The sequence below is a fragment of the Dactylosporangium sp. CA-092794 genome, from assembly GCF_050948465.1.
Taxonomy (GTDB): domain Bacteria; phylum Actinomycetota; class Actinomycetes; order Mycobacteriales; family Micromonosporaceae; genus Dactylosporangium.
Genome location: NZ_CP192044.1, coordinates 2,979,142 through 2,995,893 on the forward strand (window position 1 = coordinate 2,979,142; position 16,752 = coordinate 2,995,893).

General features: G+C 74.7%; 11 protein-coding genes. 6 read left to right on the plus strand and 5 right to left on the minus strand.

Annotated elements, in window-relative coordinates; translation table 11 throughout:
* Positions 1-35 precede the first annotated feature (35 nt).
* On the minus strand, positions 36-1,391 hold the full coding sequence (locus ACQPXD_RS12955; RefSeq protein ID WP_432838046.1) for a mycothione reductase: 1,356 nt from the start codon (positions 1,389-1,391) through the stop codon (positions 36-38).
* A 98-nt stretch (positions 1,392-1,489) separates the two neighbouring features.
* Positions 1,490-2,659, minus strand: coding sequence for a discoidin domain-containing protein (locus tag ACQPXD_RS12960; RefSeq protein ID WP_432838048.1), 1,170 nt, complete (start codon positions 2,657-2,659; stop codon positions 1,490-1,492).
* Between the two features lie 133 nt (positions 2,660-2,792).
* On the opposite strand from ACQPXD_RS12960, the gene ACQPXD_RS12965 reads away from it, so the two are divergent.
* From ACQPXD_RS12965 to ACQPXD_RS12980, 4 genes are all read left to right on the plus strand, one after another.
* Positions 2,793-3,209 carry a YbaB/EbfC family nucleoid-associated protein gene (locus ACQPXD_RS12965; RefSeq protein WP_432838050.1) on the plus strand — a complete coding sequence of 139 codons (417 nt, stop codon included), beginning with the start codon at positions 2,793-2,795 and terminating at the stop codon, positions 3,207-3,209.
* A gap of 36 nt (positions 3,210-3,245) precedes the next feature.
* A complete protein-coding gene (locus ACQPXD_RS12970) occupies positions 3,246-5,927 on the plus strand; it encodes an ATP-binding protein (protein WP_432838052.1) in 2,682 nt (893 codons plus the stop codon).
* A 73-nt stretch (positions 5,928-6,000) separates the two neighbouring features.
* Positions 6,001-7,119: an AI-2E family transporter gene (locus tag ACQPXD_RS12975; RefSeq protein WP_432838054.1), complete on the plus strand. Its 1,119-nt coding sequence runs from the start codon at positions 6,001-6,003 to the stop codon at positions 7,117-7,119.
* 70 nt (positions 7,120-7,189) lie between these two features.
* Positions 7,190-7,882, plus strand: coding sequence for a rhomboid family intramembrane serine protease (locus tag ACQPXD_RS12980; RefSeq protein WP_432838056.1), 693 nt, complete (start codon positions 7,190-7,192; stop codon positions 7,880-7,882).
* A 118-nt stretch (positions 7,883-8,000) separates the two neighbouring features.
* On the opposite strand, the gene ACQPXD_RS12985 is transcribed toward ACQPXD_RS12980, so the two are convergent.
* Positions 8,001-8,429, minus strand: a complete 429-nt coding sequence (locus ACQPXD_RS12985) for a hypothetical protein (RefSeq protein ID WP_432838058.1) — start codon at positions 8,427-8,429, stop codon at positions 8,001-8,003.
* 209 nt (positions 8,430-8,638) lie between these two features.
* On the opposite strand from ACQPXD_RS12985, the gene ACQPXD_RS12990 reads away from it, so the two are divergent.
* Positions 8,639-9,187, plus strand: a complete 549-nt coding sequence (locus tag ACQPXD_RS12990; protein WP_432838060.1) for an HdeD family acid-resistance protein — start codon at positions 8,639-8,641, stop codon at positions 9,185-9,187.
* 24 nt (positions 9,188-9,211) lie between these two features.
* On the opposite strand, the gene glgX is transcribed toward ACQPXD_RS12990, so the two are convergent.
* Together glgX and ACQPXD_RS13000 are read right to left on the minus strand one after the other, a co-directional pair.
* Positions 9,212-11,347, minus strand: coding sequence for a glycogen debranching protein GlgX (gene glgX / locus ACQPXD_RS12995; RefSeq protein WP_432838062.1), 2,136 nt, complete (start codon positions 11,345-11,347; stop codon positions 9,212-9,214).
* Complete coding sequence (locus ACQPXD_RS13000; protein WP_432838064.1) at positions 11,344-13,995, minus strand: MGH1-like glycoside hydrolase domain-containing protein; 2,652 nt, start codon at positions 13,993-13,995, stop codon at positions 11,344-11,346. Before ACQPXD_RS13000 ends, glgX begins: the two co-directional genes overlap by 4 nt.
* A gap of 165 nt (positions 13,996-14,160) precedes the next feature.
* On the opposite strand from ACQPXD_RS13000, the gene ACQPXD_RS13005 reads away from it, so the two are divergent.
* A complete protein-coding gene (locus ACQPXD_RS13005; RefSeq protein ID WP_432838066.1) occupies positions 14,161-16,737 on the plus strand; it encodes an AAA family ATPase in 2,577 nt (858 codons plus the stop codon).
* The last annotated feature ends 15 nt before the right edge of the window (positions 16,738-16,752 follow it).

A 16,752-nucleotide genomic window follows, 5' to 3' on the forward strand; every position in this document is an offset into this window, starting at 1 on the left:
CCGCGCCCCGGCGGTGCGCGGTCAGGGCGGCGCGGTCACAGGCCGAGCAGCGCCTGCTCGACGACCTCGGTCAGGGCCGGGTGGATGTAGAGCACGTCCTTCGCGACCTGGTCCACGGTGTTGCCCAGGGTCATGGCCTGGATCAGCGGCTGGATCAGCGTCGCCGCCTGCGGGCCGATGATGTGGGCGCCGAGGATGGTGCGCTCGGCCGGGTCGGCGAGGACCTTCACGAAGCCGGTCGTGTCCTCCAGCGCCCAGCCGTAGGCGGCGTCGGCATACCGCCGCACGCTCACGACGTGCTCGATGCCCCGGGCCCGGGCGTCCTGCTCGGTGAGGCCTACCGAGGCGATCTGCGGATCGGTGAAGACCGCGTGCGGCGCGGCTCGGTTGCCCAGCGTCCGCGTGTCGTGCGGATGCACCAGGTTGTGCCGGACCACCCGGACCTCCGCGTTGGCCATGTGCTTGAGCTGGAAATGGTTCGCCGCGTCGCCGAGCGCCCAGACGCCGGGCACCGACGTGCGGTATTCCGGGTCGGTGGCGATGTGGCCGTGCTGGTCCAGCGCCAGCCCGCCGGCGGCCGCGTCGAGCCGGTCGCTGTTGGGCCGGCGGCCCACGCACACCAGCAGCGTCTCCGCCTCGAGGACTTGAATCCCGGCCGGGCCGTCGACCGTCACCGCGACACCGGCGGCACCGGGGGAGACGGCGGTGACGGTGGCGTCGAGCAGCACCCGGTGCCGCTGGGCGGCCAGCTCGGTGTACCGCGCCGACACCTGCTCGTCCTCCGCCATGAGCAGCCGCTCGCCGCGCTGCACGATGGTCACCGGGCAGCCGAACGACTCGAACACGTGGCTCAGCTCCGCGGCGATGAACCCGCCGCCGATCACGATCATCGACGCCGGTAGCTCGTCGACGCGCAGGATCGTGTCCGAGGTGTGATACGGCACGGTGTCGAGGCCGGGGATCTCGGGCACCACCGGACGCGAGCCGGTGGCGACCACAAACGTGTCGGCCGTGATCTGTTCCTCGCCGATCTGCAGCACCTTCGGCGCGACGAAACGGGAGGGTTCGGTGTAGACGTCGATGCCGTTCTCGCGGCGGTACCGCACGGCCGCGTCGTGCAGCGGGTCGATCCGGCCGAAAATCCGCTCCTGGATGGCCTTCCAGTCGACCCGCTCCACGGTGGCGTGCACCCCGAGCCGGGCGGCGTTGCGGGCGCCGGCCGCCGCGTCGGCGGCGACGACCAGCATCTTGGTCGGGATGCAGCCGCGGTTGAGGCAGGTACCGCCGAAGCGGTCCTGCTCGACGATCGCCGTGCGGAGTTTGAGCAGCTCGCCGTCCGGCAGCATGTTGCCGCTGCCCGCACCGATGATCACCAGGTCGTAGTGCCGCACGATGTCCGCCCCTCCGTCAGGTCGAGTCGACCCTGCATCACGACTCGGGTGCCTGGCCAATGCCGATATTCCACCACGCCATGCCGGTCCGGCATGGCTCAGTAGCCGAGCGCCTCGAAGTCGTAGAGCGAGAATCCGAACTTGGTGCCGCGCACGTGGCAGCGCAGCCGGACGAAGTGCGCGGCGCTGGGCGGAACGGCGATGTGATCGTCCCCGCCGTTGCCGTTCGTGTCGGTGTAGATGGTCGTCCAGGCGGTACCCTCGACCGAAACCTGGACGTCATATGACTTCGCGTAGGCGTTCTCCCAGCGCAGGATCACGCTCGTGACCGTGTAGGTGCCGCCCAGGTCGACCCAGAGCCACTGGTTGTCGGCGTAGGCGCTGGCCCACCGGGTGCTGGTGTAGTTGGTGTCGAACGCCCACTGCGGCTCGGTCCCGGCCTCCTGGATGCTCGACGCCCGGGAGGGCCGGTTGACCGACAGCTTCTGTGTCGGACCCCGCGTCGGGGTGGTCGCGGGCGCCGCCGCCGCAGCGACCGACGACGGGCGAGCGCTGACAACCGCGGGCCGGGACGGCGAGGGGCCGGCGGTCGCGGGGCCGCGGCTCGCGTCGGCGAGCGCCGTCCTCCCGGCGGCGGCCGAGGCCGGACCCGGGACCGACGGGGACGGGCCGGGCGTGCCGTGTAGGTCGGTCAGGGCCCCGTACCAGTCGGCGTACGCGGCCACCTGGTTCACATACGCCCGCGCGGACGCGGGCACCTCCGCGGTGGCGATGACGTCGTCGAACGAGGTCCGGTAGGCGGCGAGGGCCATGCGCCACGGGTCGCCGCCGACCCCGGCCAGGCGCAGGTTGCCCACCAGGTCGCACATCTGGTGGGCCAGCGCCACGATGTTGGCCGCCTCGTCGCCCCGGTTGGCGTCCGGCCACGGCGCCCAGCGCGTGAACGCCGCGGAGTTGAGCCCGGCGATGCCCTCCCCGCCGCCGTTGCCGCGGGTCCGCGCGTCGAACCCGGAGTTGGCCATCACCTGGCCGGCCAGCCGGGCCGGCGTGAGTGCCGGGCAGGAGCCGGCCGCCGCCGCGATCGCCTCGGCCTGGCCGGGCGTCGGGACCCGCCCCGGGTGACCGCCCTCCGCCGAGGCCACGCTCAGCCCGATCACCGTGCCCGTCAGGCACAGCGCCGGCAGGCCCCAGGCGATCGCACGCCGGGTCCCGATCCTGCGGTTTCGGAAGGCGTCGTGCAGCCGACGCCACGGGTTGGTGCCGCTCACCGTGTCTCCTCGGGTCGATGTCCGTGCCCTTCACGAGCGCCGCGCGCGATCGGTTCAGTCCGGTCGGCGTGAACCGGTCTGCCCGCCACCGCGTAAGGGGGGTGCAATCAGGCCGCCCCGGAGAGGAGACACGGTGAGCGATCAGGTGGAGCAGGCTCTCGCGGAGTTCGAGGCGACCATGAAAGGGGTACGGGCGGCGCAGCGCGACCTGGAGGCGGTGCGGACCACGGTCACCGCCAAGAGCCGGGCCGTGACGGTCGTCGTCGACGCGGGGGGCGACGTCATGGAGGTCAGGTTCCCGACCCACGCCTTCCGCACGATGCCACCGGCCGAGCTCGGCCGGCTGCTGGTGGAAACCATCGCCGACGCGCGGACGCAGGCCCGTCGCGCGGCCGTCGCGGCGTTCGGCGAATTCCTGCCCGCGGGCGCGGCGGCGCATGGGCTCTTCGACGGCGGCGTCGACTTCGAGCGGGTCGTCGCCGAGGCCTACGAGCGGGCCGCCCAGCCGCTGCCGCTGGCCACCGACCCGGACCGGAGCGACGAAAGCTGAGATGAACCGGTCTGCCGGGCTCCACGTAAGGGGGGCGTGGCGACGTCGGACCGCAGGCTGCTCGACCGGCACGAGGAGCGTGGGGCGATCGACCGTGTGCTGGCCGGGGCGCGGGCCGGTGCCGGCGGCGTGCTGGTGCTGCGGGGGGAGCTGGGGATCGGCCGGACCGCGCTGCTGGAGCACGCGGTCGGGCGGGCCGCCGGCATGCACGTCGTCCGGCTGGCCGGTATCGAGTCGGAGACGGAGCTCGACTTCGCCGCGCTGCACCGGCTGCTGACCCCGTTCGCCGCCGAACTCGACCGGCTGCCCGCGGACCGGCACGACGCCCTGCGGGCCGCCTTCGGCCTGATCGCCGCCCCGAGCCCCGACCGGTGCGTGGTCGGCCTCGCCGTGCGCGCCGCGCTCACCGACGCGGCGGCGGACCGGCCACTGCTGGTGGTGGTGGACGACGCGCACTGGCTCGACCGGGCCACGACAGAGTCGCTCGCTTTTCTGGTACGCCGGCTGACGACCGAACCGATCGCGTTCCTGATCGCCGTGCGTGAGCCGGCCATGCGCGGCCGGCCCCTGGACGGTCTGCCCGACATCCGGCTGCGCGGCCTGCCCGAGCGCGACGCGCACCGGCTGCTGGCGTCGGTCGCCGGCGGCCCGCCGCACCAGCGCGTCGCCCGGCGGATCGTCGCGGAGGCCGGCGGCAACCCCCTGGCGCTCGTCGAGTTCGGCCGGCGGCTCGTCGGCGACCGGCCCGCGCCCGCGCGGGGGCCGCTGCCGATCAGCGGCCGGCTCCAGCGGCAGTTCCTGCGCCGGATGGGCGCGCTGCCGCCCGACACCCGCACGCTGCTGCTGCTCGCCGCGGCCGAGCCCGAGGGCGGCCCGGCCCTGCTGCCCGGCGCGGCCGCCCGGCTCGGCCTCGGCCCCGGCGCGGCCGGCCCGGCCGAGGCCGCCGGGCTGCTGGCGGGCGGCGAGACCGTCGCGTTCCGCCACCCGCTGGCCCGCTCGGCGATCTACCACGGCGCGTCTCCCCACGACCGCCGGCGCGTGCACGCCGCCCTGGCCGCCGTCGTCGACCCCTGGCAGGACCCGGACCGCTACGCCTGGCACCTGGCCGCGGCCACCGCCGGGCCCGACGAGCGGGTGGCGGCCGAGCTCGCCCGCTCGGCGGCGCAGGCCCGGGGGCGCGGCGACCACCCGGCCGAGGCGGCGCTGCTCACCCGGGCCGCCGAGCTGACGCCCGACGAGACCCGGCGCGCGGGCCGGCTGCTCGACGGCGCCGTCGCCGAGCTGTCGGCGGGCGCGCCGGTGCGCGCGGAGGCGCTGCTGGACCGGGCCGACCCGGCGGTGGCGGGGCCGCCGGGACGGGTCCGGATCGTAGAGCTACGGGCCGCCGTCAGCCTGGCCCGGGGCCGGTTCGACGAGGCGCCGGCGGCGCTGCTGCGGGCCGCCCGGCAGATCGGGGCCGCCGATCCCGCGCGGGCGCGGCGCACCCTGCTGGACGCCATGTACGCCGGGATCGTGGCCGGCACCGGCGCCCTGCCCGACATCGCCGCGGCGGCCCGGAGCCGCCCCGTCGCCGCGCCGTCGCCGCCGACCGTCGAGGACCTGCTGCTGTGCGGCTTCGCGACGCGGCTGACGGTCGGCTACCGGGCGGCCGTCGCGGACCTGCGCGAGGCCGTCGCGCGGCTGACCACCGGCCCCGGCATGGGTTCGGACATCGGCTCGGGCATGGGCTCGGGCATCGGTTCGGGCGCCGGCGGCCCGGCGCCCCGGCTCCTGGCGATGGGCGGCTGGGCCGCCGGCGAGCTGATGGACGACGAGGCGCAGCGGGCGCTCGCGATCCGCCGGCTCGCGGCCGGCTGGGACGAGCCACCCGGCGCCGCGGCGGCCGGACTCGGCGGCGGGTCCGGCCGGGACCTGCTGGTGCTCGCCTGGCACGGGCGGGAGGCCGAGACCCGGGCGGCGGCCGCGGAGCCGGTCACCGGGCTCGGCGGCACCGTCGCGCGGTGCGCGCTGACCATTCTCGAGCTGGGCCTGGGCCGCTATCAGGCGGCGCTGACGGCCGCCCTGGAGGTGTACCGGGACGACGCCGTGTGCTTCGGCACGCTCGTCCTGCCCGATCTGGTGGAGGCCGCCGCCCGCGCCGGGGACCGCGCCGCGGCCGGGTCGGCCCTGGAACGCTTCGCCGGCCGGGCCCACGCCGCCGGGACACCGCTGGCGGCCGGGCTGCTCGCCCGCTCCCGCGCGCTGCTGGCCGGCGCCGCCGACGCCGAGGGCCTCTACCGGGAGGCGATCGAGCACCTGGGGGACGGGGCGGCCCAGCTGGCCCGGGCCCACCTGCTCTACGGCGAGTGGCTGCGCCGCCGGCGCCGTCGCCGCGACGCCCGCGAGCAGTTGCGCACCGCCCGGGACATGTTCGGCGCGCTGTGGTTCGAGGCCTTCGAGCGGCGGGCGCACAGCGAGCTGCTGGCCACCGGCGAGCAGGTCAGCAAGCGCACCGGCGCGGCCACCGAGCGGCTCACGCCGCAGGAGGCGCAGGTCGCGCGGCTGGTCGTGGACGGCTTCGCCAACCGCCAGATCGCGGCCCAGCTCTTCATCAGCCTCAACACCGTCGAGTATCACCTGCAGAAGGTCTACCGCAAGGTCGGCGTGACCTCCCGCACGCAGCTCGTCCACGCCGTGCTCGACGAGCCCGCCGCGGCGCCGTCCTGGGGTGTTCGGTGATTCGAGCGGTCCGCCGCGCGCTTTAGCTTTGCCTCGCGGCGACCTCGGGCCGCGACCGGGAGGTTGGGCAGCGATGGCGGACGACGAAGACCCGGCGACGCCGCCGGCCGCGCGGGTGCCACCGGGCGTGGTGTTCCGCTGGGCCGCCGCCGGCACGTGCGGCGTGCTCCTGGTGCTGCTGGCCGCATACGGCGTCTACATCGTGCGCACCATTCTCGTGATCGTGGTGCTGGCCCTGTTCCTGTCGGTCAGCCTCGATCCGCTGGTGCGCTGGCTGATGCGGCGGGGGATGCCGCGCTCGAGCGCCGTCGCGGTCGTCTTCGGGGCCCTGGTCCTGCTGACCGCGGCGTTCATCTGGTCGGTCGTGCCGCCGATCATCGACCAGGGCAACCGGCTCGTCCACGACCTGCCCGGGTATCTGCAGCAGCTGTCGGACGACTCCAAGGCGGTCCGGGAGGTCACCGACCGCTACCACCTGACGGACCGGCTGACCGGGCTGGCCGAGGGCCTGCCGGGCATGCTCGCCGGCGGCGCGGTCGGCTTCTTCCAGCAGTTCATCGGCACCCTGGCATCCGCCGGCACGGTGCTGGTCCTGACGATGTACTTCATGGCCGACATGCCGCGCCTGCGCCGGTATCTGATCAGGTCGTTCCCGCGCCGGCGGCGCGGCCGGGTCGGCGAGATCGTGGACATCATGGTCGACAAGGTCGGCGGCTACATGATCGGTAATCTCACCATCTCCGCCTTCGCCGGCGGCGCGAGCTTTCTGTGCCTGGAACTGCTGCGGGTCCCGTTCGCGCTGCCGCTGGCCGTGACGGTGGCGATCGCCGATCTCATCCCGATGATCGGCGCGACGCTCGGCGCGACCGTGTGCGTCCTCGTCTCGCTGCTCACCGTGGGGCTGTGGCCGAAGAGCATCGTCCTGGTCGCCTTCTTCATCCTGTACCAACCGGTGGAAAACTATCTGCTCGTCCCGCGGATCTTCCGCAACACCGTCGACATGCCCTCGGCCGCGGTGCTGCTGGTCGCCCTGCTCGGCGGGAGCCTGCTCGGCCTGGCCGGCGCGGTCATGGCGATCCCGATCGCCGCGACGATCAAGGTGGCCATGTCCCCGACGATCGTGGCCCTCGAAGCGGACGCGGAACCGGATGAACGGGAAGCGGAAGCGGTCCGCGCCGGTCCCGCGGGCTGATCCCGAGGAGGCCGGCGACTGGGCATCTCCGGGATGCGACGCGGCGGCCGCCCTGCCGAGACTGCCCGGTATGCTTCCACTTTCCGATGGCATGCCGGCCCGGCGCTTTCCGGTCGTCAATGTCGCAATCGTCGCCGCGAATTTCATCGTGTGGTTCTTCTACGAGATCCCGGATCTCGACGGGGCGGTCAGCCACGCGTCGTTCTACCCGTGTGCGGTGGTCCGGGCCTGCCACAGCCCTGAGCCGTGGGGCATCAGCTGGTTGACGGCGATGTTTCTGCACGGCAGCTGGGACCACATCCTCGGCAACATGCTGTTTCTGGTCATCTTCGGCAAGAACGTCGAAGACGCCTTCGGCCGCCTCGGTTACCTGGCCTTCTATCTGGCCGGAGGGCTCGTCGCGAGCGCGACCCAGACGGTGATGACGCTGCTGGCCGGCTCGGCGGCCGACGCCCAGGTGCCCAACCTCGGCGCGAGCGGGGCGATCGCGGCCGTCCTGGGCGCCTACGTCGTGCTCTACCCGAGGTCGCAGGTGCGGGGGCTGTTCGGCATCTTCCCGGCCCGGCTGTCGGCGTGGGTCTTCTTCGGCGCCTGGTTCCTGTACCAGCTCATCGAGGCGAACTTCGGCCTGTTCAGCGCGCCGGCCCACGGCGGCGGCGTGGCCTTCTTCGCCCACGTCGGCGGCTTCCTGTTCGGCTTCCTGCTCGTCCTGCGCCGCCGCCGCGGCGCCGCCGAGGACGTGCCGCGCGGCGCCCCCGCCTGAGCTCAGCGGGGGGCCTGTTCCACGAGGTGGCGATGCATGCGGCCCGCCCTCGGCGAGGTTCCGCCGCTGCGGGCGGCGGTGCGGGGCGCATCGCCCTCCACCGCCACCCGGCAGCGAATCAGCCGGCGGCCTCGGCCGCCGTGTCGGCGTCGGCCCGGGAGAGCACGGCGTCGAGGACCGCGTACTCGGCCTCCTCGATCGCCGAGTAGGCGAACTCGATCGCGAAGTCCGCGTAGTCCTCGGCGTCCTCCGCGTCGCGCTCGGCCACGTTGGCATCGTGGCGGGCCTTGCGCGCGTCGATGCGGGAGCGCACCTCGGCGAGGTGCGCGGACCACGACTCACGCAGGCCGGTGGCCGCCGCATCGGCCCGCTCGGTGGCCGCCGCCGAGTCCGTGCGGAGCTTGTCCGCCGCCGCCTGGGTCTGCTGGCGGGCCTGTGCGACGATCTGCTCGAGCCGGTCCCGGGCCTCGGTCTTGGCCTCCGCGACGTGGTCCTCGGCCTGCTTGGCCCGCACGGACAGCCGGGACAGGTCATCCGACAGTGCCATGACAGCCTCCTCAATTCAGCGTGGGTACGGACGTAACGGCCATCAACGTAGGGAGCGGCGACGGACCCCGGCATCCCGGAAATCCCTAGTCACGCCGCCGCGACACGGCCGGAACGCGCCGCGACTAAGGAATTCGGTGATTCGACGGCCCGTCGCCGTTCCTAGGGTGATGCGGGCGGCTTCAACCGACAGCGCAAGGAGTGTTCCCGATGTCTCTGTCATCCTCATTGCTGTGGCGAGGGCTGATCGCCATCGTCATCGGCGTCGTCTCGGTCGCCTGGCCCGGCATCACCGTCGGCGCGTTCGTCATCCTGTTCGCCGTGTATGCGTTCATGGCGGCCGCCATGGAGACGCTGCGCGCCTTCAGCAGCACCCGGGTCGGCCCGGTCTTCGGCTACCTGCTGCTGGCCGTGCTGTCGCTCATCGCCGGGATCGTCGCGCTGGCCTGGCCCGGCATCACCGCCCTCGTGCTGGTCGTGTGGGTCGGGAGCTGGGCGGTCATCACCGGTGTCGTCGAGGTGGCGCTCGGGTTCCGCCGGGGCGAGTCGGCCGGCGAGCGCACGATGTGGGCGATCACCGGGCTGGTGTCGCTGGGCTTCGGCATCGTGCTGTTCATCCGGCCCGACATCGGCGCGGTGTCGCTGGCCACGGTCTTCGGTCTGTTCAGCATCTTCTACGGCACCTCGGCGGTGGTCCTGTCCACGCAGACCCGCAAGGTGGAGGCGGCCGCCAACAAGCTCATCGACTCCGCGGCCTGAACCTGAACGGGCCTGCCTCCCGGCTCACGCCGCGGGAGGCCGGCCGCGCAGCACGACGACCGAGCGCGGGCGGACCGCGAGCCGGTCGCCGGCGGCGCCGAGACCGGGCCCGTCCTCGGCGCCGCCGTGGCCGGACGGCTCGTAGGTGTCGAGCACCGGCTCCCAGGCCTGGCCCGCGCGGGCCGCCGGCAGGACGAAGTCCAGCGGCTCCCACCAGGCGTTGAACAGCAGCAGGAAGTCGTCGTCGACGAGCGGCACGCCGTCGGCGCCGGCATCGGGGTCGTCGGCCCCGTCGAGATACACGGCGACGCATCGGGCGCCCGGGTCGCGCCAGTCCTCGGCCGTCATCGCCGTCCCCGCCGGGGTGTACCATCGCAGCGCGTCGGCCTCGGCTCCGGCCAGGAAGCGCCGCCGGCGAAACACCGGGTGCTCGCGGCGCAGCCGGATCAGCGCGCGGGTGAAGCCCAGCAGCCGCCGGTCCGGCGCGGACCAGTCGAACCAGGTGAGCTCGTTGTCCTGGCAGTACGCGTTGTTGTTGCCGCGCTGCGTCCGGCAGATCTCGTCGCCGCCGAGCAGCAGCGGTACCCCGCAGGACAGCAGCAGCGTGGCGAGGATCGCCCGGCGCTGCCGGTCGCGCAGTTCCACCACGGCTGGGTCGGTGCTGGGCCCTTCGGCGCCGCAGTTCCACGAGCGGTTGTCGTCGGTGCCGTCCCGGTTGTCGTCGCCGTTGGCCTCGTTGTGCTTGCGGTCGTAGGACACCAGGTCGGTCAGCGTGAATCCATCGTGGACGGTCACGAAGTTGACCGACGCGGTGGGGCGCCGGCCGCCGGCCCGGTAGAGGTCCGCCGATCCGGCGAACCGGGTGGCGAACTCGCCGATCAGCCCGTCGTGGCTGCGCCAGAAGTCGCGCATCGTGTCGCGGTACCGCCCGTTCCATTCGCTCCACAGTGGAGGGAACCGGCCGAGGTCGTAGCTGTCCATCGCTCCGACGTCCCACGGCTCGGCGATGAGCTTCGCGCGGGAGACCACCGGGTCCTGCGCCACCAGGTCGAAGAAGGCCGACAGCCGGTCGAAGCCGCCCTCCTGGCGGGCCAGCGTCGGGGCCAGGTCGAAGCGGAAGCCGTCGACGCCCATCTCGGTGAGCCAGTACCGCAGCGAGTCCATGATGAGCTGCAGGGTGACCGGGCTGGCCGCGTTGAGCGAGTTGCCGGTGCCGGTGGTGTCGACGTACCGGCGCGGGTCGGCCGGGTCGAGGCGGTAGTAGGCCGGGTTGTGCAGCCCGCGGTGGCACAGCGTGGGGCCGAGGTGGTCGCCCTCCGCGGTGTGGTTGAACACCACGTCGAGGATGACCTCGATGCCGGCGGCGTGCAGGGTGCCGACCATGGCGCGGAACTCGGCGACCTGCCCGCCGGGCCGCCCGGCGCGCACCGCGGCCGAGTAGCCGGCGTGCGGCGCGAAGTAGCCGATGGTGTTGTACCCCCAGTAGTTGGTGAGGCCCCGCCCGGGCAGGAACGCCTCCGGGACGCTCTGGTGCACCGGCAGCAGCTCCACCGCGGTCACGCCGAGATCGACCAGGTGGCCGAGCGCGGCGTCGTGCGCCAGCCCGGCGTAGGTGCCCCGCAGGTGCGCCGGCACGCCCGGATGGGCCGCGGTGAAGCCCTTCACGTGGACCTCGTAGATGACCGAGTCGGCATACGAGTGCCGCGGCCGCGCCTCGGGCCGGCCGGCCGGCAGGTCCACCACGAGGCTGCGCGGCATGTGCGCGGCCGAGTCGAGCGGGCTGGGCGCGCCGGGGTCGTCGGCCGCGTGGCCCAGCAGTTCGGGCCCGAAGCGCACGGCGCCGTGGAAGGCCCGCGCGTAGGGGTCCAGCAGCAGCTTGGCCGGGTTGCAGCGCATCCCCCGGCCGGGGTCGTAGGGGCCGGTGACCCGGTAGCCGTAGGCCTGGCCCGGACCGACCCCCGGCACGAATCCGTGCCACGTCTCGCCGTCCCGCTCGCGCAGCGGCAGCCGCGTCTCGGTGCCGTCGGCGTCGAACAGGCACAGCAGCACGCCGTCGGCGGCCGACACGACGGCGAAGTTGGTCCCCTCCGGGCCGGGCGTGGCGCCGAGGGGAGCGTCGGTGCCGGGGCGTACCGCCGGGATCGCCGGGGCCGCGGTCACGCCGGGTCCGGCCCGTGCAGGATGTCGTCGATCGACGGCACCAGCCCGTGACGGCGCCGGATGACGTCGGCCACGAGCCCCGTCCATCCGGTCTGGTGTGCCGCGCCCAGCCCGGCGGCGTCGTCGCCGTGGAAGTACTCGTGGAACATGAGGTTGTCCTTCCAGTTCGGGTCGCGCTGCAGCCGCTCGACCCCGCCGAAGCAGGGCCGCCGGCCGTCCGGGCCCACGGTGAAGATCGACACCAGCCGGGCCCGCAGGTCGGCGGCGACCGCGTCAAGGGTCAGCTCGCGGCCCGAGCCGGTCGGGTATTCGACCGTCAGGTCCGCGCCGAAGAAGCGGTGGTAGCGCTCGAGTGCGCCGATCGCGAGGTAGTTCAGCGGGAACCACACCGGCCCCCGCCAGTTGGAGTTGCCCCCGAACATGGCGGTGGTCGACTCGGCGGGCTCGTAGTCGACGGTGGCCCGCACGCCCTGCACCTCGACCGTGTAGGGGTGGTCGCGGTGGAACGCCGACAGCGACCGCAGGCCGTGCGGCGACAGGAACTCGCCGGGGTCAAGGAGTGTGCGCAGCAGCCGCGTGACCCGCTCGACGCCGACGGCGCTCACCAGCAGCCGCCGGCGGCCGGGCTCGCCGCGCAGGACGCCCGCCTCGGCGAGCTTCTCCGGGTCGAGCAGCCCGTGCCGGTCGAGGAACGCGGCGAACTGCTTGCCCGCGGCGATCGCCGGGTCCACCATCCGCTCGTCGACGACGGCGACCGCGAGCATCGGGATGATGCCGACCATCGAGTGCACCTTCACCGGCACGGAGGCGCCGCCGGGGGCGACGATCCGGTCGTAGAAGAGCCCGTCGGCCTCGTCCCACATGCCCTGCTGGTCCATGGCCTGGCGGATGCCGGCGAAGTGTTCGAGAAACTTCAGCGCCAGGTCGAATCCGGGCCGCTGCCCGCTGCGGTGCAGGATCACCGCCATCGTCGTCATCGCCAGCGCGTAGCCGGCCATCCAGCCGGTCGCGTCGGCCTGCTCCAGGCTGCCGGCGACCGGCAGGTGCGATCGGTCCAGCGGGCCGATGTTGTCCAGGCCGAGGAAGCCGCCCTCGAAGACGTTGGAGCCGTCGGCGTCCTCGCGGTTGATCCACCAGGTGAAGTTCACCAGCAGCTTGTCGAAGACCCGGGCCAGGAAGTCGATGTCGCGCCCGCCGTCGATGGCGAACACCTCCAGCGCCGCCCACGCCTGCACCGGCGGGTTGACGTCGCCGAAGTCCCACTCGTAGGCGGGCAGGGCGCCGTTGGGGTGCTGGAACCACTCGCGGCAGATCAGCAGGATCTGGTCCTTGGCGAAGGCCGGGTCGACATGGGCCAGGGCCACGCAGTGGAACGCGAGGTCCCAGGCCGCGAACCACGGATACTCCCACTTGTCGGGCATCGACATGATGTCGAAGGCGTCGAAGCTGCGCCACCGCGCGTTGCGCCCGCCTCGCCGGGCGTCCGGCGGCGCCGGGAGCCCGTCGTCGCCGTCGAGCCAGCGGGCCACGTCGAAGTGATAGAACTGCTTGCTCCACAGCAGGCCGGCGAACGCCTGGCGCATCACCGCCGCCTCGTCGGCGGACGCGCCGACGGGGGTGAGGCCGGCGTAGAACGCGTCGGCCTCCGCGCGGCGGGCCGCCATGACCCGGTCGAAGTCCGGCCCCAGCGCCGCCTCGCGGTCCGGGCCCGAGCCGGCCGGCCGCAGCCGCAGGCGCACCTCGGCCGTCGCGCCCGGCGCGACCTCCAGGCGATACCAGGCCGCGCACTTGGTGCCCCGGCCCTGCGGGTTGACGGTGGCCGTGCCCGACACCACGTGGTCGTTGATGCCGTCCTTCGGGTAGGGCGCACCCCCCACCCCGTAGAGGCGACGCGTATTGGTCTCGTTGTCGCAGAACAGCAGCGTCGGGTCCGACCCGGCGAGCAGCTCCAGCTCGCCCAGGCGCGGGTGGGCGACGGCGACGGTCGCGGGCCCGGCCGCGGAGAGCTCCGGCTTGCCGGCCTCCGGTTGCCAGGCCCAGGTGTTGCGGAACCACGCGGTCGGCAGGGCGTGCAGGACCTGCGGGTCGGGGCCGGCGTTGGTGACCCGCACCGACACCAGCAGGTCCGACGGGCTCGCCTTCGCGTAGCACACCTCGACGATCCAATACCGGTCCTCGTCGAAGGCGCCGGTGTCGAGCAATTCGTACTCCGGATCGTGCCGGCCCCGCCGCCCGTTCTCGGCCACCAGGTCGCCATATGGGAAGGCGCCCTGGGGATAGTGGTACCGCCACCGGTTCCAGGCGTGGCTGGGCACGGCATCGAGGTACCACCAATAATCCTTGACATCCTCGCCGTGGTTGCCCTCCGGGCCGGTCAGCCCGAACGGCCGTTCCTTCAGGATCGGGTCGTGCCCGTTCCACAGCGCGAGCGCCAGGCACAGCCGCTGCTCGCGATCGCTGAACCCGGCCAGCCCGTCCTCGCCCCACCGGTAGGCCCGCGACCGGGCGTGGTCGTGCGGCAGGTAGCTCCAGGCCTCGCCGCCGGCGCTGTAGTCCTCCCGGACCGTGCCCCACTGGCGCTCGCTCAGATACGGGCCCCACTGAGACCAGGCGGCGTCCTGCGGATCGACCGGCGGGAGTGGTGGCACATCGTGTCCCTTCGTCAGGCGGGCCCGCTGCCACCGTGGCGCCGCCGCCCGGCCCGTCGCATCACGGAAAACCCTAGTCCCCGCCGCGCGCCTTGGCCTCGCTGATCCGCGTGGATAGCCTGGTCACGGCGACGGAAGTAGCCCGCGCCGGCTTGGGGTGAAAGCGTGCTGGTGGGTCGGGAGAGTGAGTCGGACGCCCTCGACCGGATGCTGGCCGGCGTGCGCGCCGGCGGCAGCGGCGTGCTGGTGCTGCGGGGCGAGGCCGGCATCGGCAAGACGGCCCTGCTGGACCGGGTCGCCGAGCGGGCCGCCGGCTTGCGCGTGGCCCGGGTGGCCGGGGTCGAGTCCGAGATGGACCTCGGCTTCGCCGGCCTGCACCAGCTGCTCGCCCCCTTCCTCGACGGCATGCAACGGCTGCCGGCCGCCCGGCGCGATGCCCTCGGCGCCGCGTTCGGGCTGGCCGGCGCCGCGCCGGACCGGTTCCTGGTCGGCCTGGCCACGCTGGCGCTGCTGGGCGAGGCCGCGGCCGGCTCCGGCGTGCTCTGCGTGATCGACGACGCGCAGTGGCTCGACCGGGTCTCATGCGACACGCTGGGCTTCGTGGCCCGGCGGCTGCGCTCGGACGGGCTCGGCATGGTGTTCGCGGTCCGCGACGACGAGCCGCGCGCGGACCCCCTCGACGGGCTGCCCGAGCTGGTCGTCGGCGCCCTGCCCGACGCCGCCGCGCTGGAGCTGCTCGCCGCGTCGGCCGGCCACCCCGTCGCCCCGCGGGTCGGCGCCCGGATCGTCGCCGAGACGGGCGGCAACCCCCTGGCGCTGCGCGAGTTCGGCGCCGAGCTCACCGCCGCCGAGGCATCTGGCGCGGTACCGCTCACCGAGCCGCTGCGATTCTCGCGCCGCCTGCAGGAGCGCTACCGGTCCCGGGTGCGGGCCCTGCCCCGGGCCGCCCGGCTGTTCCTGGTGCTGGCCGCCGCCGACCGCACGGGCGAGCCGGGCCGGATCTGGCGGGCCGCCGCGAAGCTCGGCATCGACCCGGAGGCCGAGCCCGTGCCCGCGACGGACCGGCTGCTGACCTGGGAGCCGAGGATCCGGTTCCGGCATCCGCTGATGCGCTCGGCCGCCTACTACGCGGCACCGGCCGCGGCCCGGCGGCGGGCCCACGAGGCCCTGGCCGCCGTCATCGACCCCCGGCTGGACCCGGACCGGCGGGCCTGGCACCTGGCCGCTGCCGCGTCCGGCCCCGACGAGGACGTCGCCGCCGAGCTGGCCCGCGCCGCCGACCGGGCCCGCGGGCGCGGCGCCTGGGCCGGCGCCGCCGCCTTCCTGGAGCGGGCGGCCGCCCTCACCCCCGACCCGGCCCGGCGGGCGGAGCGTCTCCTCGACGCGGCCGACGTCCGCTGGATGGCCGGCGACGCCGTGGCGGTGCGCGCCCTGCTCCGCGCGGCGACGTCCGAGCCGGCGGACTCCGGGGCCCGGGCCCGGGTTCGGCGGCTGGAGGGCCTCACCTTGTTTGCGGCGGGCAAGTTCGCCGCCGCCACGCCGGTCCTGTTCGACGCCGCGGCGCGGCTCGGCCCCCACGACGCCCGCCTGGCTTGGGACACCACACTCGACGCGGTCAACGCGGCCTACTGCGCCGGCCCGGCCCGGGCCCGGCGCCTGCTGCGGCGGCTGCCGGCGCCGGACCAGCCGGGCCTGCTGCCCCTGGCAACGGCCGCGCCGCTGCTCTACGACGACGCCGCCCGGCGCGAGCTGGAGGACGCCGGGGTGCCCGGGCTGCGCGCCCGCGGCGCGCTCGCCACCCTGCTGGGCGCCCTGCTCGCGCTGGCCGGCATCCAGGTGCAGGAGGGGCGGCTGGCCGACGCCGAGGCGACCGTCGCCGAGGGCCGGGCACTGAGCGAGGCCGCCGGCCTCCGGGCCTACCTGGGCCTCTTCGCCGTCGTCGACCTGGAGATTCTGGCCTGGCGCGGCGAGGAAGCGGCGGCCCGGGCGCTCGGCGCGCGGCTGATCCGCGACCTGACCGCCGCCGGCCACGGCCTCGGCGCCCACCTGGCCCGCGGCGCGCTGGCGCGGCTGGAGGCGGGCCTGGGCAACTACGCCGCGGTGGGCCCCGTCGCGCCGGACCACGACACCGTCCTCGCCCTGGTGGAGGCCCAGGCGCGGGGCGGCCGCGCCGCCCTGGAGGCCCTCGCGCCCCTGGCGGTCGCCGCGGGCACGCCCGCCGCCCTGGGCCGGCTCGCCCTCGGCCGCGCCCTGGCCGCCGCCGACCAGGCGGCCGAGGCCCACTACCGGCTGGCCGTCGGGCACCTGCGGGCCGCTCGGCACACCCCGATGCTGGCCCGCGCGCACCAGCTCTACGGCGAGTGGCTGCGCCGCCAGCGCCGCCGCCGCGAGGCCCGCGAACAGCTCGACACCGCCTGCCGGCTGCTCGCCGACCTGGGCCTGGCCGCCCTGGCCGAGCGGGCCCGGGCCGAGCTGCGGGCCACCGGCGCCCGCGCGCCCAAGCGCTCCGTCGACACCCGCGACGCGCTCACCGCGCAGGAGGCCCGGATCGCCCGGATGGCAGGGGAGGGTGCCACCAACGCCGAGATCGCGGCCCGCCTGTTCATCAGCCCCAGCACGGTCGAATACCACCTGCGCAAGGTGTTCCGCAAGCTCGGCGTCACCAGCCGGGTCCGGCTCGCGCTCGCCCTGCGGGACCGGCCGGGGAGCCCGCCGGCGGCGGGCGGTGCCGTTGGTCGGTGAATCCCCGGGCCTCGA

Coding starts and splice junctions, on each gene's coding strand:
- ACQPXD_RS12975 (WP_432838054.1), top strand. CDS start 6,001: ATGGCGGACGACGAAGACCCGGCGACGCCGCCGGCCGCGCGGGTGCCA.
- ACQPXD_RS12980 (WP_432838056.1), top strand. CDS start 7,190: ATGCTTCCACTTTCCGATGGCATGCCGGCCCGGCGCTTTCCGGTCGTC.
- ACQPXD_RS12985 (WP_432838058.1), bottom strand. CDS start 8,429: ATGGCACTGTCGGATGACCTGTCCCGGCTGTCCGTGCGGGCCAAGCAG.
- ACQPXD_RS12990 (WP_432838060.1), top strand. CDS start 8,639: ATGTCTCTGTCATCCTCATTGCTGTGGCGAGGGCTGATCGCCATCGTC.